The sequence below is a fragment of the Butyricimonas muris genome, from assembly GCF_046365375.1.
Classification (GTDB): Bacteria; Bacteroidota; Bacteroidia; order Bacteroidales; family Marinifilaceae; genus Butyricimonas; species Butyricimonas muris.
In genome coordinates this window covers 38639-65406 of the sequence record NZ_JBKEIT010000003.1, presented here as the reverse complement: position 1 = coordinate 65406, position 26768 = coordinate 38639, and the positions used below count along the sequence as shown (strand labels likewise).

Annotated in this window: 22 protein-coding genes; 20 read left to right on the top strand and 2 right to left on the bottom strand. The window is 52.7% G+C overall.

Annotated features, from left to right (window positions below; translation table 11 throughout):
* The 15 genes from ACK8P8_RS05610 (at nt 1) to ACK8P8_RS05540 (ending at nt 17482) form a co-directional block, all read left to right on the top strand.
* Nucleotides 1-417 (top strand): DUF1573 domain-containing protein, encoded by a 417-nt coding sequence (locus ACK8P8_RS05610; protein WP_227215197.1) that lies wholly within the window; start codon nt 1-3, stop codon nt 415-417.
* 82 nt (nt 418-499) lie between these two features.
* Complete coding sequence (locus tag ACK8P8_RS05605) at nt 500-874, top strand: hypothetical protein (RefSeq protein WP_227215195.1); 375 nt, start codon at nt 500-502, stop codon at nt 872-874.
* Nucleotides 875-1006: 132 nt separating this feature from the next.
* A complete protein-coding gene (locus tag ACK8P8_RS05600; protein WP_099292008.1) occupies nt 1007-1357 on the top strand; it encodes an NADH-quinone oxidoreductase subunit A in 351 nt (116 codons plus the stop codon).
* The gene (locus ACK8P8_RS05595; RefSeq protein ID WP_227215193.1) at nt 1348-1911 is read left to right on the top strand and encodes an NADH-quinone oxidoreductase subunit B; all 564 of its coding nucleotides are present in this window, start codon (nt 1348-1350) and stop codon (nt 1909-1911) included. The genes ACK8P8_RS05600 and ACK8P8_RS05595 overlap by 10 nt, the downstream gene beginning before the upstream one ends.
* A gap of 25 nt (nt 1912-1936) precedes the next feature.
* On the top strand, nt 1937-3559 hold the full coding sequence (locus tag ACK8P8_RS05590; RefSeq protein WP_227215191.1) for an NADH-quinone oxidoreductase subunit D-related protein: 1623 nt from the start codon (nt 1937-1939) through the stop codon (nt 3557-3559).
* 112 nt (nt 3560-3671) lie between these two features.
* Complete coding sequence (gene nuoH / locus ACK8P8_RS05585) at nt 3672-4748, top strand: NADH-quinone oxidoreductase subunit NuoH (protein ID WP_099292006.1); 1077 nt, start codon at nt 3672-3674, stop codon at nt 4746-4748.
* A 10-nt stretch (nt 4749-4758) separates the two neighbouring features.
* Nucleotides 4759-5283, top strand: coding sequence for a 4Fe-4S binding protein (locus ACK8P8_RS05580; protein WP_227215189.1), 525 nt, complete (start codon nt 4759-4761; stop codon nt 5281-5283).
* Nucleotides 5284-5298: 15 nt separating this feature from the next.
* Entirely contained in the window at nt 5299-5811 is a 513-nt protein-coding gene (locus ACK8P8_RS05575; RefSeq protein ID WP_099292005.1) for an NADH-quinone oxidoreductase subunit J family protein, read from the top strand.
* A 75-nt stretch (nt 5812-5886) separates the two neighbouring features.
* A complete protein-coding gene (nuoK, locus tag ACK8P8_RS05570) occupies nt 5887-6186 on the top strand; it encodes an NADH-quinone oxidoreductase subunit NuoK (protein ID WP_099292004.1) in 300 nt (99 codons plus the stop codon).
* Between the two features lie 70 nt (nt 6187-6256).
* Nucleotides 6257-8155, top strand: coding sequence for an NADH-quinone oxidoreductase subunit L (gene nuoL / locus ACK8P8_RS05565; RefSeq protein WP_227215187.1), 1899 nt, complete (start codon nt 6257-6259; stop codon nt 8153-8155).
* 210 nt (nt 8156-8365) lie between these two features.
* On the top strand, nt 8366-9856 hold the full coding sequence (locus tag ACK8P8_RS05560; RefSeq protein ID WP_227215185.1) for a complex I subunit 4 family protein: 1491 nt from the start codon (nt 8366-8368) through the stop codon (nt 9854-9856).
* Between the two features lie 130 nt (nt 9857-9986).
* Complete coding sequence (locus tag ACK8P8_RS05555) at nt 9987-11411, top strand: NADH-quinone oxidoreductase subunit N (RefSeq protein ID WP_227215183.1); 1425 nt, start codon at nt 9987-9989, stop codon at nt 11409-11411.
* A gap of 283 nt (nt 11412-11694) precedes the next feature.
* Entirely contained in the window at nt 11695-12852 is a 1158-nt protein-coding gene (locus tag ACK8P8_RS05550) for an efflux RND transporter periplasmic adaptor subunit (RefSeq protein ID WP_369860928.1), read from the top strand.
* On the top strand, nt 12849-15950 hold the full coding sequence (locus tag ACK8P8_RS05545) for an efflux RND transporter permease subunit (protein ID WP_227215179.1): 3102 nt from the start codon (nt 12849-12851) through the stop codon (nt 15948-15950). Before ACK8P8_RS05550 ends, ACK8P8_RS05545 begins: the two co-directional genes overlap by 4 nt.
* A 158-nt stretch (nt 15951-16108) precedes the next feature.
* Nucleotides 16109-17482, top strand: coding sequence for an efflux transporter outer membrane subunit (locus tag ACK8P8_RS05540; protein WP_227215177.1), 1374 nt, complete (start codon nt 16109-16111; stop codon nt 17480-17482).
* Between the two features lie 690 nt (nt 17483-18172).
* On the opposite strand, the gene ACK8P8_RS05535 is transcribed toward ACK8P8_RS05540, so the two are convergent.
* The gene (locus ACK8P8_RS05535; RefSeq protein WP_317198005.1) at nt 18173-18547 is read right to left on the bottom strand and encodes a hypothetical protein; all 375 of its coding nucleotides are present in this window, start codon (nt 18545-18547) and stop codon (nt 18173-18175) included.
* Here ACK8P8_RS05535 and ACK8P8_RS05530 point away from each other — a divergent pair.
* From ACK8P8_RS05530 to ACK8P8_RS05520, 3 genes are read left to right on the top strand one after another with little or no spacing between them, the layout of a single operon-like run.
* Complete coding sequence (locus ACK8P8_RS05530; RefSeq protein WP_317198004.1) at nt 18455-19165, top strand: FimB/Mfa2 family fimbrial subunit; 711 nt, start codon at nt 18455-18457, stop codon at nt 19163-19165. The two genes, ACK8P8_RS05535 and ACK8P8_RS05530, sit on opposite strands and share 93 nt — an antisense overlap.
* Before the next feature lie 42 nt (nt 19166-19207).
* On the top strand, nt 19208-21361 hold the full coding sequence (locus ACK8P8_RS05525; protein ID WP_227215173.1) for a fimbrillin family protein: 2154 nt from the start codon (nt 19208-19210) through the stop codon (nt 21359-21361).
* 32 nt (nt 21362-21393) lie between these two features.
* Nucleotides 21394-22305, top strand: a complete 912-nt coding sequence (locus ACK8P8_RS05520) for a hypothetical protein (protein ID WP_227215171.1) — start codon at nt 21394-21396, stop codon at nt 22303-22305.
* Between the two features lie 172 nt (nt 22306-22477).
* Here the strand turns inward: ACK8P8_RS05520 and ACK8P8_RS05515 are convergent, their stop codons facing one another.
* A complete protein-coding gene (locus ACK8P8_RS05515) occupies nt 22478-24778 on the bottom strand; it encodes a bifunctional dihydroorotate dehydrogenase B NAD binding subunit/NADPH-dependent glutamate synthase (protein ID WP_227215169.1) in 2301 nt (766 codons plus the stop codon).
* A gap of 172 nt (nt 24779-24950) precedes the next feature.
* Here ACK8P8_RS05515 and ACK8P8_RS05510 point away from each other — a divergent pair, with 172 nt between their 5' ends.
* Nucleotides 24951-25289 carry a translation initiation factor gene (locus tag ACK8P8_RS05510; RefSeq protein WP_186975030.1) on the top strand — a complete coding sequence of 113 codons (339 nt, stop codon included), beginning with the start codon at nt 24951-24953 and terminating at the stop codon, nt 25287-25289.
* Nucleotides 25290-25301: 12 nt separating this feature from the next.
* Nucleotides 25302-26636, top strand: a complete 1335-nt coding sequence (locus ACK8P8_RS05505; protein WP_227215167.1) for a sigma-54-dependent transcriptional regulator — start codon at nt 25302-25304, stop codon at nt 26634-26636.
* Nucleotides 26637-26768: the final 132 nt, after the last annotated feature.

Sequence of the window (26768 nt, the reverse complement as noted above, 5' to 3'; positions counted from 1 at the left end):
ATGAAAAAGAAAGGTATAGTTATTACACTCGTAACAAGTATCCTGATCGCCGGAGGAATTTATCTCCGGCAGAGAAACAGCGAATCGCTTACCGGGAAGAATGTACCCAAAACTACCGTGGTATTCTTGAAAGACAGCGTGGATTTCGGGACATTTCCCTACGCGGAAATAAAACGTGCCGTGGTACGGTTTCGTAACACGGGGGAACATCCGTTGATTATAAAGAACGCCGTTTCATCGTGCGGGTGTGCCGAAGTAAAATGGAACAAACGCCCGGTAGCGCCGGGGCAAACGGACTCGCTAACCGTGTCGTTCACCCCGAACTCGCTCGGACAGTTCAACAAAAGCGTGGAGTTGACATGCAACACCGTTCCCGACAACCATCTTTTACATTTGAAAGGTTTCGTCGAAGAATGAAAGATTAACATTCTTTATCACGCGATATTCAACCTTGATTTAAAATTAGCTTATATTCGCGTGCCTTTAGTTAAGAAATAGTATGCAGAATGTGTTGAAGAGTAGTATATTAATCCTGTTATTAACGTTTGCCGGACTGAGTGTTACACCGGCTTCGGGGCAGGAATTGCCTTTACAGGAGATCCGCACGGGAGGCTCATGCAGGCATGAGATATACGATACCTCATCGCCCGTTTCATTCATCGCGTTTCTCACGGAAGAGTGTGAAATCATTCTTGGAAGTACACATTTCACGCCGGACACGAAAACCTATCTCGTGTTGTTTTTCATACAGAGATTTAATAAAGATCATATCACCGATTCCGGACATTCCAAGCGGAACTGGTATTTTCATCCCTATTCGACTTTAGGTAAAACCAAATATTACGTCTTTGCCCTAAGAAAGATTATTGTTTAGCTGACGCTAACCAAGGTACAAGTGGAGCCTCCGGCTCCGCGGGCTGCAAGTTACAAGTTTGCAACTCGCGGTATTACTTGTAACTTTTCGACTTGTAACCCATAACTTGTAATCTGTAATTTTTTTTATATTATGAATCTTACATTATTTGTGGTCGTATTAATCACGGCTATCGTGCTGGTAGTTGCCGCCTTGGGTATTGCCCGGCTCATATCCCCCCGCTCTTACAACAAGCAGAAGGGAGAAGCCTACGAGTGCGGCGTGCCTACGCGAGGGAAGTCGTGGATGCAATTCAAGGCGGGATACTACCTGTTTGCCATCCTGTTCCTGATGTTCGACGTGGAAACCGTGTTCCTCTACCCGTGGGCAGTCACCGTACAGGACGCGGGTATCGACGGGTTGCTGAATGTATTGTTTTTCATGCTGGTCCTGATCTTGGGATTGGCTTACGCGTGGAAGAAAGGAGCTTTGGAATGGAAGTAAAAATCAAATCCATGAAATATGAAGAGTTCAACGATAACGAGTATCTTGAACAATTGCACGCGTCCGGCACCAACGTGGTGGTGGGATGCCTCGACGAAGTTATTAATTGGGGACGCTCGAATTCCCTATGGCCGCTTACATTCGCGACAAGCTGCTGCGGTATTGAATTTATGGCAGTGGGTGCGGCACGTTACGATTTCTCCCGCTTCGGGTTTGAAGTGACGCGCGCCAGTCCCCGGCAAGCCGACTTTATCATGGTTGCCGGAACAATCGTGCATAAGATGGCTCCCGTGTTGAAACGCCTCTATGACCAGATGGCAGAACCGAAATACGTGATTGCCGTGGGCGGCTGTGCCGTGTCGGGCGGTCCGTTCCGCAATTCCTATCACGTGGTGCAAGGCGTGGATACCATACTCCCGGTGGACGTGTACATCCCCGGATGCCCTCCCCGACCGGAGGCACTGCTGTACGGGATGATACAACTGCAACGGAAAGTAAAAGTAGAGAAATTCTTGGGCGGAAAGAACAGGAAGGAAAAGAAAGAGATGGAGTAACTTACGATTTATGATTTCTTGATTTATGATTGATTTGATTAAAAATATATACCCGGAAGCAATCATCGAGGAAGGTGCCATTCCTACCCTGACGGTAGAAGCGGCACGTTACCGGGAAGTAGCCCTACGTTTAAAGAACGACGAGGGGCTGGCTTTCGATTTCATGATCTGCATGACGGGGGTAGACTGGGGCGATTCGCTAGGCGTGACCAGCTTATTGCAATCCACGAAACACGAGCACAAGATTTTCTTGAAAACATTCACTACCGACCGGGAAAACCCGGAATTACCCACGGTGGCGGATATCTGGGAAACGGCAAACTTGAACGAACGGGAAGTGTACGACTTCCTCGGTATCCGGTTTATCAACCATCCCGATATGCGGCGTTTGTTCCTACGTAACGACTGGGTGGGCTATCCCTTGCGCAAAGACTACGACGCCAACCCGGAAATAAACCCGGTACGGTTGTATAGCGAGGAAACATTTGACACTATGCCCACGTTCGAGGCAGACTCGCACGGGGGCGAAGTGAGCGAAAAGGAAAATATTCTTTTCGAGGAAGACGAGTACGTGGTGAACATCGGACCGCAGCATCCCGCCACACACGGGGTTCTCCGTTTCCGCGTATCGCTGGAAGGCGAGATCGTGAAAAAAGTGGACGTGAACTGCGGTTATATCCACCGGGGCATCGAGAAATTGTGCGAGAGCCTGACTTACCCGCAAACGCTGGCGTTGACCGACCGGCTGGATTACCTCGCGGCACACCAGAACCGCCACGCGCTATGCATGTGTATCGAGGAAGCCATGGGACTGGAGATACCCGAGCGAGTGAAATATATCCGCACGATCATGGACGAGTTGAACCGTCTTTCTTCCCACCTGTTGTTCTGGTCTACCCTCTGTATGGACATGGGTGCGTTGACCGCTTTCTTCTACGGTTTCCGTGACCGCGAAAAGGTTCTCGACATCATGGAGGAAACCACCGGGGGACGCTTAATCCAGAATTACAACGTGATCGGCGGAGTGATGGCGGATATTCACCCGAACTTGATACGTCGCGTGAAAGAATTTATCAAGTACCTTCCCCCGATGATCAAGGAATACCACGAAGTATTCACGGGCAACGTGATCGCCCAACAACGTCTGAAAGGCGTGGGTATCCTTACCCGGGAAAACGCCATCGCTTACGGGGCTACCGGACCGACCGGACGTGCCGCCGGGTGGTCATGCGATGTCCGCAAGCACACGCCTTACGGGGTATACGACAAGGTAGATTTCAAGGAGATCATCCACCACGAGGGAGATTCGTTCTCCCGTTATATCGTGCGCATCGAGGAAATCATGGAATCCCTGCATATCCTTGAGCAACTTGTGGATAACATCCCGGAGGGCGACTACGCCGTGAAGACCAAACCGCTGATCAAACTGCCGGAAGGTCGCTATTTCAAGAGCGTCGAAGCAAGCCGGGGCGAGTTCGGAGTATACATCGAGAGCCGGGGTGACAAATATCCCTACCGGATGAAATTCCGCTCCCCCTGTCTGCCCCTCGTGTCCATCGTCGATCAATTGACAAAAGGCAACAAGATTGCCGACTTGATCGCCATCGGCGGAACTCTGGACTACGTGGTACCGGACTTGGACAGATAGCAAACAATTGAAAATTGAGAATTGAAAATTGAAAATGAAAAAAGATTTTAGGATTAGAAAGAACGTGGGCTGTGCAGTGGGAATCTAAAATCATTAAATCTAAAATTAGTACATGTTTGACTTTGCAACAATAACACACTGGGTAGATGAACTTCTGAGAAGTTACCTTCCTCAAGCGGCGGCGACACTGGTAGAGTGTATACTCATCGGGTTGTGCCTGTTGCTGGGGTATGCCCTTATCGCGTTGGTACTGATTTACGTGGAACGTAAAGTTTGTGCCTTTTTTCAATGCCGTATCGGACCGAACCGCGTAGGACCTTACGGGACGATACAGAGTGTCGCCGATATGATCAAGATGCTGACCAAGGAATTGATAGAAATCAACCATATTGACCGCTTCCTTTTCAACCTCGCTCCTTTCGTGGTGATCGTCGCGTCGGTACTTGCTTTCGGGTGTATCCCGTTTGCCAAGGGACTGCACGTGATAGACTTCAACGTGGGAATATTCTTCCTGATCGCCGTTTCATCCATCGGTATCGTGGGAATCCTGCTTGCCGGATGGGCCAGTAACAACAAATACTCGTTGATCGGAGCCATGCGAAGCGGCGCGCAGATGATCAGCTACGAATTGTCAATCGGGTTGTCGATCCTCACGGTGGTTGTCTTTACCGGAAGTATGCAACTCTCCACCATAGTGGAAGGACAGGCTGACGGCTGGCTGCTCTTCAAGGGACATATCCCGGCATGTATCGCGTTTATCGTTTACCTGATTGCCGGAACAGCCGAAACGAACCGGGGTCCCTTCGACTTACCGGAAGCTGATTCCGAATTGACGGCAGGGTATCATACCGAATATTCGGGTATGCACTTCGGCTTCTTTTACCTTGCCGAGTACTTGAATATGTTCGTGGTAGCTTCCGTGGCAACCACGTTGTTTCTGGGTGGTTGGATGCCGTTGCACGTTCCCGGTTGGGAAAGTTTCAACCGAATCATGGACTACATTCCGTCCATCGTTTGGTTCTTCGGTAAAACAGGTGTAATTATATTCATTATCATGTGGTTCAAATGGACATTCCCGCGATTGCGCATCGACCAGTTGCTCCGGTTGGAGTGGCGCTATCTGCTGCCGCTCAACCTGCTCAACCTGTTCCTTATGGTCATCGTGGTGGTATTCAAACTACATTTTTAAAGAAAAGATCATGAATAGTATAGCAAGATATTTTAGCACGTTCTTCAAGGGTTTGTTCTCGTTACTGACGGGAATGAAAGCAACGCTCCGGGAGTTTTTCACCAAGAAAACGACCGAACAGTACCCGGAGAACCGGGCGACATTGAAGATGTTCGACCGTTTCCGCGGTGAACTGGTGATGCCACATGACGAACACGGTAACCACAAGTGCATCGCTTGCGGTATTTGCGAGATGAATTGCCCGAACGGCACGATCAAGATTACTTCCGAATCCGTCACGGACGAGGCTGGGAAAAAGAAAAAAGTATTGGTAAAATATCGCTACGATCTGGGTAGCTGTATGTTCTGCCAACTCTGTGTGAAAATGTGCCCGCAAGGCGCCATTCACTTCGTACCCACGTTCGAACACGCGGTATTCACGAGAGATAAGCTGGTGAAAATGCTTCACGACAATTCAATTGAAAATGGAGAATTGAAAATTGAAAATGAAAAAAGTGATAGCAAGCGGGAGGAAATCATAAATCATAAATCATAAATCTAAAATTAATACATGAGTACAGCAGAATTACAAGAAACGGTCTTTTTCATCTTGGCATCGATTATCGTTGTCTTTTCAATCTTGACCGTGACGACCAACCGGATCCTGAGATCGGCGACATACCTGCTTTTTGTGCTTTTCGCCACTGCCGGTATATATTTCCAGCTGGAATACTCCTTTCTCGGTGCGGTCCAACTAACGATCTACGCCGGGGGTATCATCATTTTGTACGTCTTCTCGATATTGCTGACAACAGTCGATAAGACGAAGGTCACTAAACTGAAAAACAGCAAGATGTTTGCCGGGCTGCTCACGGCTCTGGCAGGTGCTGTTATATGCGTCTACATCACGTTGACCCACTCGTTCGGTCCGTCCCGTTTCACGGGAGGCGAGATCAACATGAAGGTCATAGGAAACGCCCTCATGGGTACGGAGAAATACCAATACCTCCTCCCCTTCGAGGCCATCAGTATCCTTTTGCTGACATGTATCATCGGTGGAATCATGATAGCACGAAAACGATGAAACATGCGTTAGCTCGTGCGGCGGGAATCTAAAATCTAAAATCGATAAATCTAAAATTAGAATATGGAACTACACATGGAATATTACTTGGTGATCAGCACGATCATGCTTTTCGCGGGAATCTACGGTTTTATCACCCGGAGAAACCTGCTGGCAGTATTGATCTCCATCGAGCTGATACTAAACTCGGTAGATATTAACTTCGCCGTGTTCAACCGCTATCTCTTTCCCGATCAGATGGAAGGCTTTTTCTTCACGCTGTTCGCCATCGGGGTATCCGCTTGCGAAACGGCAGTGGCAATAGCTATCATTATCAATATATACCGGAACATCCGGAATATACAGGTAAAGAATTTGAGTGAGATGAAACACTAATATTAATTTATGAATTACGATTTACGAATAACAATCTAAAATCATAAATCAAGAAATCTAAAATTAAAACATGGAATATACAGCACTCATATTAATACTACCGTTACTAACGTTTCTGGCGTTAGGGCTTCTGGGGACGAGATTAAAGTCCGCGGTTGCCGGATACATCGGGACGTTATCGATAGCCGTGGCAGCCCTGCTGGCTTATACCACGGCGTGGCAATACTTCACGATGCCGCGGGTAGACGGGATACATGCTCCCGTCATTCCGTTTAATTTCGAATGGCTGCGTTTCACGCAATACCTGCACATAGACCTCGGTATTCTGCTCGATCCGATCTCGGTCATGATGCTTGTTGTCATCACCACCGTGTCGCTCATGGTACATATATACAGCTTGGGCTACATGCACGGGGAAAGAGGTTTCCAACGTTACTACGCGTTCCTCTCTCTTTTCAGTTTCTCCATGCTGGGATTGGTCGTTGCCACGAATATTTTCCAGATGTATATCTTCTGGGAACTGGTGGGAGTATCTTCCTACCTGCTGATCGGGTTCTACTACACGAAACCCGAGGCGGTGGCGGCTTCCAAAAAAGCCTTTATCGTCACCCGGTTCGCCGACCTCGGCTTTCTTATCGGGATACTGTTATTATCCTTCTACACGAAAACATTCTCGTTCGAGATACTCACCTCCGGCGATACCTCCATCTTCGCCGGGGCTGCCGGAACCACCTTCATGGGTTGCTCCGTCATGAGTTGGGCGATGGCACTGATATTCATGGGTGGTGCCGGAAAATCCGCCATGTTCCCGTTACATATCTGGCTGCCGGACGCCATGGAAGGTCCGACGCCCGTGTCCGCGTTGATACACGCCGCCACCATGGTGGTTGCCGGGGTATTCCTCGTGGCGCGTCTATTCCCGGTCTATTTCTTTGAAGCACCGGATGTACTCGTGCTCATAGCCGTGGTCGGGGCTGTCACCTCGCTCTATGCCGCCGTCGTTGCCTGCGTGCAGACAGACATCAAGCGGGTACTCGCTTTCTCCACGATATCACAAATCGGTTTCATGATGGTTGCCCTCGGGGTTTCCGGCATGGACGGTCACGCCGGGTTGGGATACATGGCTTCCATGTTCCACCTGTTCACGCACGCCATGTTCAAGGCGCTCCTGTTCCTCGGCGCGGGTGCTATCATCCATGCCGTGCACAGCAACGAGATGAGCCACATGGGCGGTCTGCGCAAGTACCTGCCCGTGACACACATCACGTTCCTCGTGGCATGCCTTGCCATATCGGGTATTCCGCCGTTCTCGGGCTTTTTCAGTAAAGACGAGATACTCGCTGCCGCGTTCATGTTCAGTCCGGTCATGGGAGTCGTGATGAGCTTCATCGCCGCCCTCACCGCTTTCTACATGTTCCGGTTGTATTACAATATATTCTGGGGCAAAGAAAGCACGCACGAACATACCCCGCACGAGGCGCCGAAGTCCATGACACTGCCGCTCGTGTTCCTTGCCGCGGTTACCCTTTTTGCCGGATTTATACCTTTCGGTAAGTTCGTCAGCAGCAATGGTCAGGAATACATCATCCACCTCGACTGGACGGTAGCAATCACCAGTATCGTCGTGGCATGCCTCTCCATCGCGCTGGCAACGTTCTTCTACCGGAAACCCAACCCGATACCCGATCGTCTGGCAACGACGTTTGGCGGACTGCACCGCGCGGCATACCGACGGTTCTACATGGATGAATTGTACCTCTTCATCACGAAGCGCGTCATCTTCAACTGTATTTCCCGTCCCCTCGCTTGGTTCGACCGCCATGTCATCGACGGCGCCCTCAACGGCCTCGCCGCCATGTCACAATGGGTATCTTACAATATCCGCGGCTTACAATCCGGTCAGGTACAGCAATACGCTTACGTGATCCTGCTCGGTACGGTATTCATATTAATACTGGTATTAATATGATAGTCTATAAAGTCCGTAAAGTCCATAAGGTCAAAAGTCCATGGACCCCTGCGGGGCGCTTTGCTTACGGCAGCAACGCTGCCGATAAATATTGTCCGAAGGACACTTGTGACCTTACAGACCTTATGGACCTTATGGACCTTACAGACCTTATGGACCTTATAGACTCATTCAAATAATCTAAAATCAAGAAATCTAAAATTAATAAATATGAACTTCTTATCCTTATTCGTTCTAATACCAATCCTCACGATGTGCGGGCTTTTCTTCTCGAAGAACCTGCAACAGATTCGTGTAGCGGTTGCCACGGGAGCCTCGCTGTTGTTGGTTCTCGCCGTGGGATTGGTGTTCGCTTATCTGGGAGAACGAGGAGCCGGCAACACGGCCGAGATGTTATTCACCGCCGACACGGTGTGGTATGCCCCGTTAAATATTCATTATTCTGTCGGGGTGGACGGCATATCGGTAGCCATGTTGCTACTCTCTGCCATTATCGTGTTCACCGGAACATTCGCCTCGTGGAAAATGGAATTTCTGCAAAAGGAATACTTCCTCTGGTTTTATCTCCTGTCCGTCGGGGTATTCGGGTTCTTTATCTCGATAGACCTCTTTACCATGTTCATGTTCTACGAGGTAGCGTTGATTCCCATGTACCTGTTGATCGGGGTATGGGGCAGCGGTAAAAAGGAATATGCCGCGATGAAATTAACCCTCATGCTTATGGGTGGTTCCGCCCTGTTGCTCGTGGGAATACTGGGAATATACTTCCACTCCGCCGCATCGGGCATGCCGTCCATGAACCTGCTCGAGATAGCACAAAACCACGCCATGCCGGTAGCGTTGCAACGCTGGTTCTTCCCGCTTGTATTCGTGGGATTCGGCGTACTGGGAGCCTTGTTCCCGTTCCACACGTGGTCACCCGACGGTCACGCCTCCGCTCCCACTGCCGTTTCCATGCTCCACGCCGGAGTATTGATGAAACTCGGTGGATACGGGTGTTTCCGGGTTGCTATCTACTTGATGCCGGAAGCCGCCAAAGAACTCTCGTGGATATTTATCATCCTCACGGGTATCAGCGTGGTCTACGGTGCTTATTCCGCCATCGTGCAAACCGACTTGAAATATATCAACGCCTACTCCTCGGTGAGCCACTGCGGACTGGTGTTGTTCGCCATACTGATGCTGAACCGGACTGCCATGACGGGAGCCGTCCTGCAAATGCTCTCTCACGGTTTGATGACAGCCCTCTTCTTCGCGCTTATCGGTATGATCTACGGACGTACCCACACGCGTGACATCCGGGAGATGGGCGGATTGATGCGTATCATGCCGTTCCTCGGTGTCTGTTACGTGATCGCCGGTCTGGCTTCCCTCGGGTTACCGGGATTAAGCGGATTCGTGGCGGAAATGACCGTATTCGTCGGCGCGTTCCAGAACACGGACACGTTCCACCGGGTATTCACGCTCATCGCCTGCACGTCCATCGTCATCACGGCGGTGTACATCCTGCGGGTTGTCGGCAAACTGCTTTACGGGAAAGTGGTCAACGACCACCACCTCGCCCTCACCGATGCCGTCTGGTACGAGCGCTTTTCCACCATCGTGCTCATCATCGCCATCGCGGGTATCGGTCTGGCTCCCCTGTGGTTGTCCGACATGATCAGCGGATCATTACAATCGGTAATCACGATGTTATATTAAAATTTAATATGGTTTATAAGGTTCATAAAGTTTATAAAGTTCATAAAGTTACCGAAAATATAATACTTCATGAACCTCACGAACTTTATAAACCTTATGAACCTTATGAACTTTATAAACTCAATTCAACATGGTTTACGCTAATTTCTTACTAATGAAAGAGGAAGTATCACTCATCGCGGTGATCGTTATACTCCTCGTTTATGATATATTCGGTTCCCCGAAAAGCCTGAAATACTTTCAGCCTATCGCTTGCATACTCGTGGGAATCCATACCCTGCTGAACCTCTCGCCCAACGTCGAGATCAGTGCTTTCGGGGGGATGTATCACAACCTGCCCATGGGTAGTATCATGAAGACCATCCTCAACATCGGAACGTTGATTGTCTTCATGCAGGCGAATAACTGGCTCGCCAGCGAACGCACCATCATCCGCCGGGGTGAATTTTACATGATTACCCTCGCAACCTTACTGGGTATGTATTTCATGATCTCCGCCGGCAACTTCCTGATGTTCTTCATCGGACTGGAAACGGCATCCATCCCTATGGCTTGCCTCGCCGCGTTCGACAAGTACAAGCAAAAATCCGCCGAGGCAGGCGCGAAATACATTCTTACCGCCGTGTTCGCTTCCGGACTGTCGCTCTACGGTATATCCCTGATATACGGAACCACGGGAACCCTCTATTTCGAGGACATCCCCGCCGGACTCAACGGCAGCCTCATCCAGCTCATGGCGTTCGTGTTCTTCTTCGTGGGACTCGGTTTCAAACTCTCGCTTGTACCCTTCCACCAGTGGACGCCCGACGTTTACGAGGGAGCCCCGACAAGTGTCACCGCATATCTCTCCGTGATATCCAAAGGTTCGTCAGCCTTCGTGTTTATGGCAATCCTGTACAAAGTATTCGCCCCACTCGCGAATGAATGGCAAAGCATCCTCTACTGGATTATCATCGCTTCCATCACGTTGGCAAACTTCTTCGCGCTACGGCAGCAGAACCTGAAACGTTTCTTCGCTTACTCCTCCATATCGCAAGCCGGATACATCATGCTGGGCATCATCAGCGGCACGGCAATGGGTATGACGGGATTGGTGTACTACGTGCTGGTATACATGCTTTCCAACCTCGCCGCATTCGGCGTGATCGCTATCGTGGAACATCGCTCCGGCAAACTCACCATTGACGACTACAACGGGCTTTATTCCACGAATCCCCGCCTCAGTTTCGTGATGATGCTTGCCCTCTTCTCGCTGGCAGGTATCCCCCCGTTCGCCGGATTCTTCAGCAAGTTCTTCATCTTCGCTGCCGCCGCCGAACAGGGATATTACGTGTTGGTATTTGTCGCGTTGATAAACACGGTAATCTCGCTTTATTACTATCTCCGCGTGATAAAAGCCATGTTCATCAACAAGAGCGAGATGCCGATCGAATCATTCCGCTCCGACGGATACACCCGCGTCAGCTTACTCGCTTGTAGCGCCGGTATCCTTTGCGTGGGCATCCTCAGCATCGTGTACGAAAGCATCGGGACATTCAGCTTCGGGAGTTATTAATTTATGATTCATTATTTACGATTTATGATTAATTGACTTTATGAACTTTAAGAGCGGAAGGCTCAACCTTATAAACTTTATAAACTGGAGGTGTGTTTTGACACACCTCCACTTGTGGTAAGAATATTCCCCACCCCGTGGCAAAATTCCACGATATCCCGATTTACGTTTTCGGAGCATGACAAGGGAAAAAAGAAAAATACTTATTGTCTATCAACAAAATAACCTATTTTTACATTTTAACGTACAAACTAGCACACAATTTTCAATAGAATAAGCCAAAATGAAAACCATAAGGAATATGAAGGTAAGACATGCAGTAACAGTTCTCGCGATAACAGTCGCGTTCGGGGCGTGTAAAGACAAGCAGGAACCCGTGCGGCAAATAGTGACGGTAGAGAAAGCGGGAACAGACAATGTAGAAATTTACGGTGAATACGTGGGGCAAATCCGCGCCAAAAGTGCGGTGGAAATCCGGGCGCGCGTGGAAGGTTACCTCGAAGCGATGCTTTTCGAGGAAGGGAAACGCGTGAAGCGGGGACAACCCCTGTTCAAGATAAACAGCGACTTGTACCGGGCACGGGTGGACAAGGCAAAGGCGCAACTGGCAAAAGACCGGGCGCAGGCTGCCAAGTCGGAACGTGACGAGGAACGGTTGCGCCCGTTGTACGAGCAGAAAGCCGCCAGCCAGTTGGATTTGGACAACGCCGTCGCCGCCCTCGAGAGTGCCAAGGCAAACGTCGCCATGAGCGAGGCCGACCTCAAACAGGCGGAATTGGAACTGGACTACACCACCGTCCGCTCCCCCATCGACGGGTATATCAGCGAGCGTTACGCCGACATCGGTTCACTTGTCGGTCCCGGCGGAAAATCCCAACTGGCAACTGTCGTGGAGAGCGACGAGGTGCTCGTGGACTTCAGCCTTCCGGCTCTCGACTACCTGAAAGGGCAAAAACGCAACGTCACCCTCGGGGAGAAAGACGTCAACCGGTCATGGCAACCCAGCGTGACCATCACCCTTGCCGACAACTCGGTCTACCCGCTGACGGGTATCGTCGATTTCGCCGACCCGCAGGTAAACCCGAAGACGGGAACTTTCGGCGTGCGTGCCGAATTACCCAACCCCGAACGCAGGCTGTTGCCGGGGCAATTCACGAAAGTGAAACTACTGCTCGACGTGCGGGAAAACGCCATCGTCGTACCCACCAAAGCGGTCATTATAGAGAAAGGCGGCGCCTACATCTACGTCGTGCGCAGGGATAGCACGGCAGAAAAGCGCTTTATCGAAATAGGTCCCGAGGTGAACAACACCACCGTCGTGGAACGCGGACTGGGACCCGACGAACTGGTCGTGATAGAAGGCTACCACAAGCTGACCCCGGGAGCACTCGTGAACCCGGTCAACGCCGCTATTAAAGAAGAAGAGGAGGTACAACCATGAAACCGGGCTTCTTTATCGACCGCCCCATCTTCTCGGCGGTACTTTCCATACTGATTGTCATCGTCGGCGTCATCGGTTTGTTTCAGCTGCCCGTTGACCAATACCCGCAAATCACTCCGCCCGTGGTTAAAATCTCGGCATCTTACCCCGGGGCAAGTGCCGTCACCGTGTCACAAGCCGTGGCGACACCCATCGAGCAGGAGTTGAACGGTACGCCGGGTATGCTATACATGGAATCGAGCAGTTCCAACTCGGGAGGCTTGTCCATCACCATCACTTTCGACATCTCCACCGACGCCGAACTGGCGGCAGTGGACGTGCAGAACCGGGTGAAACTGGCAGAATCGCGCCTCCCCGCCGAAGTCGTGCAAAACGGCATCAAGGTGGAAAAACAATCCGCCAGCCAGTTAATGACACTCGCGCTCACCTCCGAAGACCCCCGCTTCGACGAAATATACCTCAGTAACTTCGCCACGATGAACGTGCTCGACGTGCTGAAACGTATCCCCGGCGTGGGACGGGTATCCAACATCGGCAGCCGTTACTACGCCATGCAGATATGGATACTCCCCGACCGTATGGCGAACTTCGGGCTGACCATCAAAGACCTGCAAAACGTGCTTAAAGACCAGAACCGCGAGTCGGCAGCGGGCGTGCTGGGACAACAACCCATGACGGGCGTCGACATCACCATCCCGATTACCGCCCCCGGGCGTCTGTCCTCCGTCGAAGAATTCGAAGACATCGTCGTGCGGGCAAACCCCGACGGTTCCATCATCCGCCTGCGGGACATCGCGCGGGTATCGCTGGAAGCGAGTTCCTACAACACGGAGAGCGGACTCAATGGCGAGAACGCCGCCATTCTCGGCATCTTCATGCTCCCCGGCGCCAACGCCATGGAAGTTGCCGACAACGTGAAAAAAGCCATGGAAGAAATCAGCCGCGACTTCCCCGAGGGCTTGGAATACAACATACCGTTCGACGTCACCACCTACATCGCCGAGTCCATCCACGAGGTGTACAAAACCTTGTTCGAGGCACTGTTCCTCGTGATTCTCGTCGTGTTCCTGTCGCTGCAAAGCTGGCGGGCATCCCTTATCCCGCTCGTGGCGGTTCCAGTGTCGCTGGTCGGCACCTTCGGGTTCATGCTGGCGTTCGGGTTCTCCATCAACATGCTGACGCTGCTCGGTCTGGTACTCGCTATCGGTATCGTCGTCGATGACGCCATCGTCGTCGTCGAGGGCGTGGAACGTATCATGGAAGAAGAAGGACTGTCCCCCCGCGAGGCAACGGGTAAAGCCATGAAAGAACTGACGGGAGCGCTCGTCGCCACCTCGCTCGTGCTGGGTGCCGTGTTCGTGCCAGTGAGCTTCCTGCCCGGCATCACGGGGATGCTCTACCGCCAGTTTGCCATCACTATCGTCGTGTCCGTGCTCATATCACTGGTCGTGGCATTAACGCTCAGCCCCGCCATGTGCGCCCTGCTGTTGCGCCCCTCCACGGGCAAAAAAGGCTACGTGTTCCGCAAAATCAACGATTGGTTGGCACGCGGTAACCACAAATACATCCACCTCCTGCAACGGGCACTCGCCCACCCCCGCCGCATCGTCGCCGGGTTCGGCATCGCCATCGTCTTTATCTTCGTGCTTAACCGGGTAATTCCCGGCAGTTTCCTACCCGAGGAAGACCAAGGGTATTTCAAAGTGGAACTGGCACTGCCGGAAGGCGCCACGCTCGAACGCACGCGTAAGGTGACCGACCGGGCCATAGAATATATCAAGCAGCATCCCGCCGTCGCCCACGTGCAGAACGTGACGGGAAGCAGCCCCCGCGTCGGTACGGCACAATCGCGCGCCGAACTGACCGTCATCCTCAAGCCGTGGGAAGAACGCAAGAAAGGCGATATGTCCCTCAAAGAAGTCATGGACGACATCCGCACCGAATTCTTCAAGTACCCGGAAGCACAGGTATTCCTTTCCACGCCGCCCATCATTCCCGGCTTGGGCGCGTCCGGCGGTTTCGAGTTGCAAGTGGAAGCCCGCAACGGCGCCACCTTCGAGAACCTCGTCGACGCCGTTGACACCTTGCTCAAATACGCAGCACAAGACAAGGCTCTCGCCGGGGTATCCTCCTCCCTGCAAGCGGAAATCCCGCAGTTATACTTCGACGTCGACCGCGATAAAGCCCAACTGCTCGGCATCCCGCTGGCGGATATATTCTCGACCATGAAAGCGTACACGGGTTCGGTATACGTCAACGATTTCAACATGTTCAACCGGGTATACAAAGTGTACCTGCAAGCCGAGGCACCCTACCGGATGCACAAGGAAAACCTGAACATGTTCTTCGTCAAGACCTCCGCGGGCGACATGGTTCCCCTCACCGCGCTCGGTGCCCCGCAATACACCACGGGTCCCGGCTCCATCCGCCGTTTCAACATGTTCACGAACGCCATCGTGAACGGCGAGGCAGCCCCCGGGTACAGCTCCGGTGACGCCATGCGGGCGATAGAACGGATTGCCCGCCAGCACCTCCCCGACAACATCGGGCTCGAGTGGAGCGGTCTGTCCTTCCAAGAGAAAAAGGCAGAAGGACAAACCGGAATGGTCATGGCACTCGTGTTCATCTTCGTGTTCCTCTTCCTTGCCGCCCTCTACGAGAGTTGGCTGGTGCCTGTCGCCGTGCTGCTCTCCCTGCCGATAGCCGCCTTGGGCGCGTACCTCGGCGTGTGGGTGTTCGGGTTGGAAAACGACGTCTACTTCCAAATCGGGTTGGTAACCCTGATCGGTCTTGCCGCCAAAAACGCCATCCTAATCGTCGAATTTGCCAAAGTAGAGGTGGACAAAGGAGTCGGTGCCGTCACCGCCGCACTCACTGCCGCGCGTGCCCGCTTCCGTCCCATATTGATGACATCCCTCGCGTTCGTGCTGGGCATGCTCCCCATGGTGCTCGCCAGCGGCCCCGGCTCAGCCAGCCGCCACTCCATCGGTACCGGAATTTTCTTCGGTATGCTCGTCGCCATTACCGTGGGTATCGTCCTCGTGCCGTTCTTCTTCGTGCAAATAGAAAAAGTTGTTCATAAAATGAAAAAACGATGAGAGTTCGTAAAGTTTATAAGGTTCATAAAGTGACGGGTGTCCTTCGGACAATGTTTAACGGCAGCGAAAGCTGCCGTAGACAAAGCGCCCCGCAGGGGTCCATAGAACCTTATGAACCTTATAAACTTTATAAACCTTATAAACTAAAAAACACCACCATGAAACAATATACAACCATAACCCTCCTCTTCCTCGTCGGAGCTACCTTCTTTTCCTCCTGCAAGCTGGGCAAAGAATACACCCGACCGGAACTCGATCTGCCGGAACAGATTGCCGACACGCCCGCCACCGGTACGCGGACGGTCGCCGACATCCAATGGCCGGAGATATACACGGACACCGTGCTGCAAGGCCTGATACGCACCACGCTCTCGTATAACAAGGATTTACTGGCAGCGGCGGCACGGGTAAAAGAGAGCAGCTTCGCCCACCGCGTGGAAAAATCCAAACTATTCCCGCAACTCAGTGCCGACGGACTGGCGGAACGGGAATACGACCGTTCCCCCGGCAACACTTTCAACGCGGAAGCCGTTCTCTCGTGGGAACTCGACCTTTGGGGCAAACTCCGCTGGGGTTCACAAGCCAGCCTTGCCGCCTACCTCCAGACCGTGGAAGGACAACGAGCCATGCAAATGACACTCGTGGCGCAAGTGGCACAAGCCTATTTCGAGTTACAGGCATTAGACATGGAACTGAGCATCGTGCGGCAGACCTACGACGCCCGTGTCGAAAGCGTGCGCCTCGCCAAATTGCGTTTCGAGGGTGGACTGACTTCCGAAACGGCTTACCGTCAGGCGGAAGTGGAGCTTGCCAAGACCCGCACCCTCATACCCGACCTCGAGCGAAAAATACGCCTGAAAGAAAACGATATTTCCCTGCTCACGGGACACTACCCCGGTCGCATTCCCCGCGGCAAGAACATCGACGAACAAACGCTGACTCACGAATTGCCCGTGGGATTGCCCTCCACCCTGCTGGAACGCCGCCCCGACTTGCGGCAGGCTGAATACAAGCTGAAGGCAGCCAACGCGAAGGTCGGTATCGCCTACACCAGTATGTTCCCGCAACTGACGCTCACCGCCCGCTACGGACGCGAGGCAGGTGAATTAAGCGACTTTCTTTCCGCCCCTTACTTTTACGTCGGCGGCAAACTGCTCGCGCCCTTGCTGAACGCCGGGAACAACCGGGCAAAACTCAAGGCATCCCGTGCCGCGCTGGAGGCTGAAACGTACAACTACCAGCAAACCGTCCTCACGGCATTCAAGGAAGTCGACAACGCCCTCACCACCTTCTACAAGATACGCGAAATCCGCGAGTCGCGCTCCCGGCTCGAACAAGCCGCCCGCTCGTACATGGAACTCGCCACCCTGCAATACATCAACGGAGTCATCAGCTACCTCGACGTCCTCGACGCCCAGCGCGGTTACTTCGACGCCCAAATCAGCCTCAACAACGCCGTCCGCGACGAACTCCTCTCCGTGGTCAGTCTGTACTCGGCACTCGGGGGAGGATGGGAGACAATTGAAAATTGAAAATTGAAAATTGAAAATGAACGTGCCGCTGAAGCGGGAAAGCCGGGATATTGCTGAAGGTGGCGGTATCCCGGCTTCTTTTCCGGTCTATTTTAGATTGAAGGATCTTCACTGCAACTTGCGTTTGCCCTCTTTTTTCAAACGACACCATGATGCAATATTAAAACAATCAGATTACAAAACAATGAATACATCAATATGCTTTTGTGTTGTTTTTACAATACTTGTCTAATTTTAACCCAACATTACCCAAAATAAACACAATACACATTACTCTGTTTTATAGCAACTTACACTTTTTTTCCCGTTTTACCCTCTCGAAACCCGCGCCACCAAAGGGCTAGGAACCTTCATAACCTGCCCATAACCTGCTTAAAACCTGCTCATAACCTGCTATAGGCAGGTTATAACAACGTCATTACGACAACATATTTAGTTAATCAGACAGCTCGACGCTTTTCCGGGTTCACACAAGCACGGGTACAAGCACTGTCATGGCTATCGGGCAGGCAGCAAACACATCCACGCTTCAAATACATCGCGTTTTTGTCAAAAAACGACTATTATAGCCCAAAATTGAGCGTTTTTACCTTTTTGCACCAAATTACGATTTGGCAAGTGAAAAAAAATACCCTTATTACGATTTGGCAAGTGATATTTTGTTGAATTGTCTCCCCGTGGATTCTATTTTTACTTAGTTTTACATTCTCGAACCACCGCACGCGGTGCTATCCCGGCGAACAAAACACTTATATATAAAAACAGCTTCATGAAACTTTTTCGACGAACTAAAAACAACCTATGACAACAAAAACAATCATCACACGACTCGGGTGCGCCGCCCTGCTCCTCGGCGGATGCGACGTGAAAGACCCGATTCACGATACCCCGCACCCCGACAGCGGACGAATCACGCTCGTGACCGAGTGGCACGACTGCTCGGCAGGTACCGGTATCCCCGCCACCTACACGGTGAAGGTGGGCGAATATTCCGCGACGGTAAGCGGCACGACGGTCACGGTAGACCACCTCTTCGAGCCGGGCAACTACCGCCTCGTCGTCCACAACACGCCGGACGCCATCACCGTGAACGGCACCGTGGCGACCGCGGCAGCGGCTGCCACCCCCGCGGGACAGACCGGAACATTCATACACGCCACCCCGGGATGGCTGCACGCCGGCGTCACGAATGTCGCGATAGAGAAGGACAAAGAACATACCGTCACGGTGGTCGCGCACCAACAAACGCGCCAACTCACGCTCGTTATCGAACCCGCGGGAGGCACGGCGGGTAAAATCGAAAGCATCGAAGGCACGCTTTCCGGCGTTGCCGGAACGCTGGACATAGACGCCGGAACGTGTACTGCCCCCTCGAACGTGGCACTGGCGTTCACGAAGATAACTGACGGCGCGAATACCGGGAAATGGTCGGCTACCGTACGGCTGCTGGGTGTAGCGGACGGGCAACAGAGGCTAAACGCCAAAATCCGCTTTACCGGCGACACCCCCACCCCCGTCACCCTCGACAGCGACCTTTCCACGGCACTCGCCGCATTCAATACCGACAAGCACATGCCCGTCACGCTGGACGGCGCGGTGGTGGAAACGCCCACGGGTGCGGTACTCTCCGCCACGATTACCGACTGGAATCCCGTCAACGGCAGTCCCGTGGTGGCAGACTGACAACATTGGAAACTGATAAGTAATAATTAAAAAAGCAATGATATGACAATAGCAAATTGCAAGAAACTCCTGCTGCTCGCGGCGCTTCCGGCCATGATGCTGGCATCGTGCAGCAAGGAAGAACCGGGTGGCAACGACGCCGACAGCCGCATCCCCGCGGCATTTACAGCCGTGGTGCAACCCACCGCTTTGCCGCCGCATACGAATACCGGTGGCTCGTCACCTGCCACCCGCACAGCCCTCGGCCCCGATGGCAACACCGTGTGGACCGCGGGCGACGTCGTGAGCATCTCCATGCTCACCCCCGGCGGCACGCTGCCCGACGACCTCGTCCCCGGCCGTGCCAACGTGCTTCACAACGTAAACCCGGAGGACGGAGCACTGACCCCTGCCGACGGCACGCCGATGTATTACCCGCAAAACACAGCGGTGGACATCATCGCTTGGCACACGAGCAAAGCCCCTGACGACAATTATATCCTCACCCTGAACACCACCGACCAGACCACCGTCGAAAAACAGCTCGCGCTCGACCCCCTCTACAGTAAATTCGAGGGCGTTCCCCGCGGCAATAATCTCGTCGTCCTCGTATTTCACCACCTGATGAGCAAAGTCAAGTTCGATATCACCCTCGGATTGGGGCTGTCCGGCGGTACGCTGACGGATGTACGACTGGCAGGCTTCCCCGAAGAAGGAAGTTTCGATATGCGTGATGGTTCTATAAATAAATTGGTTAGCCCCGCCGGGTCTGTTCGTGCGCTGAAATCGGGGGTGGCGGCAGATGGAACGGACGCCAGCTACACCGCCCTGCTTATCCCGCAGGATGCAAATTCCACCCCTCGCACGATAGTGGTCACCGTGAATGGCAAGGAATACACCGGCACCATCCCCGCAACCGATGCCTACGCTGCCAACACGATGTACACTTATCCCGTCACCGTGCGCGAAACCGGCGTTGAAGTGGGGATGCCCACTATTGACGTGCCTTGGACGGAAGGCGAACTACCCACCGTGACCTTCAACGGTAAAATATTCCGAATTATCCGCAATGCCGACGACCTCAAGCGTTTTGCTGACGATGTGAATAACGGACAGCAGAACCTCAATGCCCTGCAAACGGCGGACATCGACTTGGGTGGCATTGACGATTGGAAGCCTATCGGTATGCAGTACCTGTCTGAACTTCGGCCATTTACCGGCATTTATAACGGTAACGGATACACTATCTCCAATCTGAAAATCAATAATGCGCAAAATGGATCAGCTGCCGGCCTTTTCGGGATAACAGACGGCGGTGCTCTGCTGACCGGCATTCACCTGCGCAAGGTGGAGATAATATCAGGCAATGCAATAAATGTCGGAACCCTCGTTGGATTTAATGGTAGTGCTTCCACTGTTTCCCTATGCTCCGCTCAGGGGAAAATCAATACGAGCAAATTTGACCCAAATGTCGGCGGATTAGCGGGAACTAACAATGGTACTATTACCCGTTGCCGGACGGACGTCAAGATAATAGTAGATCGCATAAGACTATCAGGACAAAGTTCAGCATACGCCGGAGGAATAACAGGAAGAAACTCCAATGGCCTACTATTTGCCTGCCACGCCATCGGCAGCGTCACTATGGAGGTAAATACATCTGAAAGTAACTCTATATATGCTGGAGGAATTGCCGGGTATAATTCGAATGATTCTGGCTCCACTATCTACTGTTGTATAGCTGAAGGTGATGTCTCCGTTACATCTGAAACAGAAGACATCAATATCTATGCCGGAGGATTGGTAGGCCGTCACTATGGACACTATGGAGGACTACTCAATAGTTGCTATGCCCGCGGCACCGCTACAGCCAGCACTAAAGGGATAACCATCGGCAATATTGGCGCTATCGTCGGATTCATGAGCGGCGGTAATGTAGATTGCTGCTACGGCGCCGGCGTCGGTGGTAAAGGCACATCCAATTGCGGAAATACAGCACGTCTTATCTGCAATATCAACCCTGGAAAGGGCGATATACTCCAACTCATGAGTAGATCCTATTCGGCGCCCGGTACCATCACTGGTTACGACCCCGACGCCACGCCCGCCTATGGTATCGACATCTCCAAGTCTGCGTCTGTAAGTCCAGTCAACTTCTGGTTAGCAGGCGACGGAACATGGCCAGTCTTGTACTTTACCCGGAATACTCTTAAATAACCCATCCATTCACATTAAAACGTAATAACGATATGAAACATAAACTCCTTTCCACCGCCGCCGTACTCCTCCTCGTCCTGCTGACCTGGAGCTGCACCACAGACAACGACCCCGTGCCGGCGCCCGTCACGTCCGCCCCCCGGGAACTGAGCATCACCATCGGTCCCCGCCCGGCATACACTGCCGGAGCCACCCTCCCTGCCACCCGTGCCGTCCAGACCCCCGACGCCGCGCAGTGGGAAACGGGCGATGTCATCTGGCTCCACGTCGGTTTCGATTGGACACCTGCCGGAGGCACCCAAGCGAATAAAACCTATATCTCCGCCCTCCGCTACAACGGTGCCGGGTGGTCTCCCCTCAGTGTGCAGGACTCTATAGACCTCAATACCTCCGGCATCAAGCCTGCCATTGGCGGACCCATTAATTTCTCCGGCTTCAAACGCCACCCCCGTTGGCCCGCCGAAGCCCTTGCCGACGGCACCACCGATGCAAAAGTCCGGTTCGAAGCATACTATCTGGGCACAAGCATCCCCGTTGATGGCATCCTCTCTCTGGGCTATACCACAGACGTGATGACAGGTAGCGATAGCTTCTCTCCCGGCGTCCCTGCCGTCATCAGCCTTGAACACAGGTATGCCCGTATGCACGTTGCAAACGAGGTTGACGGGGCTGAGCTCATGCTTAGTAATGCAAAATACTATTACGAGTGGAATCTTAGTAACATGACCGCTAAAGAACGGGAAAACGGATATTTCTTAAGCGTCCCCGCCAAAAGTGGATATCACTTCGCGGCGATCGACAACAGCTCCAAAGTCTTTCTTAACCGCCGCAACTACAACCTCCTCCCCGGTCGCACCGACGAGTCCGGCAACGAGGTATACAACGGCTTCACCTACACCCTCATCCCGCTGAAGAACGGCACGGTGACGCCCGGTGACTGGTAAAGGAACAAAAATCGGCCCTCGCTTACTCGCCAGTTTCCTCTATAAACAGAGGAGGAACTGAAATACATTCCGAAACGCTAGAAAAGCGACCTGTAACTTGCCGCCTTCGGCAAATGCAACTTGCAACTTGCAACTTGCAATTCGCCGAAGGCGACTCTAAACAAAGGCGACTTCAAGCTTTGAACATCTCGTCAATATGTCGCGCGGCACGACGACCGTCACCCATGGCGAGAATCACGGTAGCACCACCCCGCACGATGTCACCCCCGGCGAAGAGGTCGGACAGGTTGGATTGCATCGTTTCGTCGTTGACCACGATTGTGCCCTTGCGGGAAACTTCCAGTCCGGCAACAGAATTCGGGATAATCGGGTTGGGCGATACACCCACTGCCACCACCACCACGTCGGCATCAATCGTGTACTCGGAACCTTCCACCGGTACCGGGCTGCGACGTCCGCTGGCATCGGGTTCTCCCAATTCCATCTTCTGCACCCGTACTTGTTTCACGCGTCCCCGTTCGTCAGCGATATACTCCACGGGATTCGTCAACGTGATAAACTCGCATCCTTCTTCCTTGGCGTGTTTCACTTCTTCCAGACGGGCAGGCATTTCCTCCTCGCTCCGACGGTAGACAATCATCGCGCGTTCGGCTCCCAGCCGTTTCGCCGTGCGCACGGAATCCATCGCCGTGTTACCGCCACCCACGACCACCACGTTACGACCGTGATATACCGGGGTATCGGAATCCTCGCTGTCGGCACCCATCAGGTTTACCCGCGTCAGGTACTCGTTGGAGGAAAGGATACCGTTGTAGTTCTCCCCGGGAATATTCATGAAACGGGGAAGTCCCGCTCCCGAAGCCACGTAGAACGCCTTGAACCCTTCCGCTTTCAAATCAGCCACGCTGTCGGTCATTCCCACGATAAAGTTCGTGACGAACTTCACGCCCATTTTCTTCAGGTTCTCGATCTCCACGTCCACCACGCTATTGGGCAAACGAAATTCCGGGATACCGTATTTCAACACGCCGCCAATCTCGTGCAACGCCTCGAACACGGTAACGTCATACCCTCTCTTTGCCAGATCCCCGGCACAAGACAGCCCGGAAGGACCGGAACCGATCACCGCTACTTTTATACCGTTAGCCGGGGCAACCTCGGGCACGGATATATGTCCGGATTCCCGCTCGTAATCCGAGGCGAAACGCTCCAGATAACCGATAGCCACCGACGGCTTTTTCAATTTCTGTAAATAGAAACACTTGGACTCGCATTGTTTCTCCTGCGGGCATACCCGCCCGCACACTGCCGGGAGGGCACTCGTGCGCTTCAACACGGCAGCCGCCTGCAAGAACTCACCCCGCTCGATGTTCTTGATGAAACCGGGGATGTCGATACTCACGGGACAACCTTCCATGCACGTCGGCGTCACGCAGTCCATACAACGCGTTGCCTCCCGCACGGCCATATCCGCCGTCAGCCCCAAGTTTACCTCGATGCGCTGGCTCTTGATACGCTCGGCGGCAGGTGTCTCGGGCATCACCACCCGCTCGATCGCGGTACGTTCTTTTCCCGCCACTTTCTGGCGAAGTTCCTGACGCCACGCCTCGTTACGGTCGCTCACGCCACTCTTCACCTCTATATTCTCGTGTTTTACTTCCGCTTCATGTTGTAATTTAACGGCTTCATCATCCTTGAAACCACCCAGACGGGCAAGAATCTCGTCAAAGTCTATCTGGTGCGCGTCGAACTCCGGACCGTCCACGCAGGTAAAACGGGTCTTCCCGCCTACCGTCACGCGGCAGGCACCGCACATCCCGGTACCGTCGACCATAATGGCGTTCAAACTCGCTACCGTCGGTATGTCGTGTTTCCGGGTTACTTTCTCGCAGAATTTCATCATGATAGCCGGACCGATGGTCACCGCGAAATCCACTTTCTCGCGGGCGATCACTTCCTCCATACCCTCGGTGATTAATCCCTTTTTCCCGTAACTGCCGTCATCCGTCATGACAATCACCTCGTCGGAAGAAGCCCGTATCTCGTCCTCCAGTATCACCAAGTCTTTCGTGCGCCCGGCAATCACGGAGATCACCCGGTTGCCCGCTTCCTTGAACGCTTTCACGATAGGCAACAGGGGAGCTACCCCGACGCCACCGCCACAAGCCAACACGGTACCTACTTTTTCGATATGAGTCGGTTTGCCGAGAGGTCCCACCAAATCCGTCACGTATTCGCCAACCTCCAACGCGCATAATTTCCGGGAAGAAACTCCCATCACCTGTACCACCAGCGTGATCGTTCCTCGCGCCACGTCCGCATCGGCAATCGTCAACGGCATACGTTCCCCTTTTTCCCCGACACGCACGATCACGAAATTACCCGGCTTCCGGGATTTGGCAATCAAGGGAGCCTCCACTTCCAGCTTTACAACCTTCTCTGAAAAATAAGTTTTACTTACAATTTTGTTCATAATCCATCTGTTAGTCCATTGAATTTATTTCTGCCCCGCTATCGTTTTCGACTTCAAGCCGCAAAGATAACGAACACGGTTAAAAAAACAACCAATTCATTTTCAATTTTCAACTTTCAATTTTCAATTGTATATATTACTTTTGCCAAAAGGAACAATAATAAAGACTACCATGAGCAACAAGAACGACAAGAAAGGACGCGTGAACGTGGTGTACTCCACGAACCCGGACTTCCGGTACGAGTATGACGAGGAGAACGAGACGGAAACGCTTGCCCCGGAGAAGCAGAACCTGCGGGTGACGCTCGACTCGAAGCAACGCAAGGGAAAGACGGTGACGCTCGTGCAGGGCTTCGTGGGGACAGAGGACGACTTGAAGGAACTTGCCAAATTGCTGAAGAATAAATGCGGCGTGGGCGGATCGGTGAAGGACGGGGAAATCATTATCCAAGGGGAGCTGAAAGAAAAGATACTCGCTATCCTGCGTGACAACAAATACAGGGCGAAATAGCCCCGTTTCTATATGGACAATATTTTAATCATCGACGACGAACCGCAGATACGCAAATTACTTTCCCGCATCATCGGGCTGGAAGGTTACGAGGTATTCCAAGCGGCTGACTGTCAATCCGCGCTGAAACAACTGAAACTGCACCGCCCGCGAGTCGTGCTGTGTGACGTCTTCCTGCCTGACGGGAACGGGGTTGAACTCGTTTCCGCGATAAAGACGCTTTACCCGGAAATGGAAGTGATCCTGCTCACCGCGCACGGGAATATCCCCGACGGGGTGCAGGCAATCAAGAACGGGGCGTTCGATTACATCACGAAAGGCGACGATAACAACAAAATCATCCCGCTTATCAGCCGTGCCATGGAGCAGGCAAAAAAGAATCTCGGCGAAAGCGTGAAATGCAAAGAGAGCCGCGCTTATTCCTTTGACACGATACTGGGCACGTCGCCCTGCCTGCAAGAAGCCGTGGAACTCGCCCGGAAAGTATCGGCGACTGACGTCACCGTGTTGCTCACCGGCGAAACAGGCACGGGAAAAGAGGTCTTCGCACAAGCCATACACCGGAACAGCCGCCGCGAGGCACGGACTTTTATAGCGGTGAACTGCTCGGCGTTCAGCAAAGATTTGCTGGAAAGCGAGTTATTCGGGCATAAGGCGGGGTCGTTCACGGGAGCCCTCAAGGATAAAAAGGGATTGTTCGAAGCCGCCGACAACGGCACGATCTTCCTCGACGAGATCGGGGAAATGGCTTACGAGTTGCAAGCAAAGCTGTTACGGGTGCTTGAAGCCGGGGAATACATCAAGATCGGCGACACGAAGCCCACGAAAGTGAACGTGCGCATTATTTCCGCCACCAACCGGGATTTGAAGCGGGAGATCGAGGCGGGACATTTCCGGGAAGACCTGTATTATCGCCTTTCCGTGTTTCAAATCCACCTGCCGCCGCTACGGGAACGCAAAGAGGATATCGAAGTTCTGGCACGGTCTTTCGTGCAACATTTCTCCCGACAACTGGGAAAAACGATAGAGGGCATGACACCCGAATACCTGAAAGCCCTGCAAGCTGCCGAGTGGAAAGGTAATATCCGGGAATTGCGCAACGTGGTGGAACGCGGCATGATCGTCTGCGACCGACAACTGACGGTGGAAGACCTTCCTTTCGAATTGCAACATAAGCGAAGCGAAACCACCACACAAAATCATTCCGAATTTGAACTTGCCGCCGTGGAAAAACGTCATATCGCCCGCGTACTCCAACACACCCGGGGCAATAAAACCGAAGCCTCCCGGCTGTTGAAAATCGGGCTCACCACGCTGTATCGAAAAATCGAGGAATACGGACTGTAAACCGGCCACACGAAGCGGGTGCACTATTCGGTGATTTGGTGATTCCAACCGTAAAGGAAAGATTCAGAATTGAAAATCATAAATCACCTAATCGCCAATCTCTGAATCATAGCATCTTTCCATTCTGGTAGG

Coding starts and splice junctions, on each gene's coding strand:
- ACK8P8_RS05610 (WP_227215197.1), top strand. CDS start 1: ATGAAAAAGAAAGGTATAGTTATTACACTCGTAACAAGTATCCTGATC.
- ACK8P8_RS05605 (WP_227215195.1), top strand. CDS start 500: ATGCAGAATGTGTTGAAGAGTAGTATATTAATCCTGTTATTAACGTTT.
- ACK8P8_RS05600 (WP_099292008.1), top strand. CDS start 1,007: ATGAATCTTACATTATTTGTGGTCGTATTAATCACGGCTATCGTGCTG.
- ACK8P8_RS05595 (WP_227215193.1), top strand. CDS start 1,348: ATGGAAGTAAAAATCAAATCCATGAAATATGAAGAGTTCAACGATAAC.
- ACK8P8_RS05590 (WP_227215191.1), top strand. CDS start 1,937: ATGATTGATTTGATTAAAAATATATACCCGGAAGCAATCATCGAGGAA.
- nuoH (WP_099292006.1), top strand. CDS start 3,672: ATGTTTGACTTTGCAACAATAACACACTGGGTAGATGAACTTCTGAGA.
- ACK8P8_RS05580 (WP_227215189.1), top strand. CDS start 4,759: ATGAATAGTATAGCAAGATATTTTAGCACGTTCTTCAAGGGTTTGTTC.
- ACK8P8_RS05575 (WP_099292005.1), top strand. CDS start 5,299: ATGAGTACAGCAGAATTACAAGAAACGGTCTTTTTCATCTTGGCATCG.
- nuoK (WP_099292004.1), top strand. CDS start 5,887: ATGGAATATTACTTGGTGATCAGCACGATCATGCTTTTCGCGGGAATC.
- nuoL (WP_227215187.1), top strand. CDS start 6,257: ATGGAATATACAGCACTCATATTAATACTACCGTTACTAACGTTTCTG.
- ACK8P8_RS05560 (WP_227215185.1), top strand. CDS start 8,366: ATGAACTTCTTATCCTTATTCGTTCTAATACCAATCCTCACGATGTGC.
- ACK8P8_RS05555 (WP_227215183.1), top strand. CDS start 9,987: ATGGTTTACGCTAATTTCTTACTAATGAAAGAGGAAGTATCACTCATC.
- ACK8P8_RS05550 (WP_369860928.1), top strand. CDS start 11,695: ATGAAAACCATAAGGAATATGAAGGTAAGACATGCAGTAACAGTTCTC.
- ACK8P8_RS05545 (WP_227215179.1), top strand. CDS start 12,849: ATGAAACCGGGCTTCTTTATCGACCGCCCCATCTTCTCGGCGGTACTT.
- ACK8P8_RS05540 (WP_227215177.1), top strand. CDS start 16,109: ATGAAACAATATACAACCATAACCCTCCTCTTCCTCGTCGGAGCTACC.
- ACK8P8_RS05525 (WP_227215173.1), top strand. CDS start 19,208: ATGACAATAGCAAATTGCAAGAAACTCCTGCTGCTCGCGGCGCTTCCG.
- ACK8P8_RS05520 (WP_227215171.1), top strand. CDS start 21,394: ATGAAACATAAACTCCTTTCCACCGCCGCCGTACTCCTCCTCGTCCTG.
- ACK8P8_RS05515 (WP_227215169.1), bottom strand. CDS start 24,778: ATGAACAAAATTGTAAGTAAAACTTATTTTTCAGAGAAGGTTGTAAAG.
- ACK8P8_RS05510 (WP_186975030.1), top strand. CDS start 24,951: ATGAGCAACAAGAACGACAAGAAAGGACGCGTGAACGTGGTGTACTCC.
- ACK8P8_RS05505 (WP_227215167.1), top strand. CDS start 25,302: ATGGACAATATTTTAATCATCGACGACGAACCGCAGATACGCAAATTA.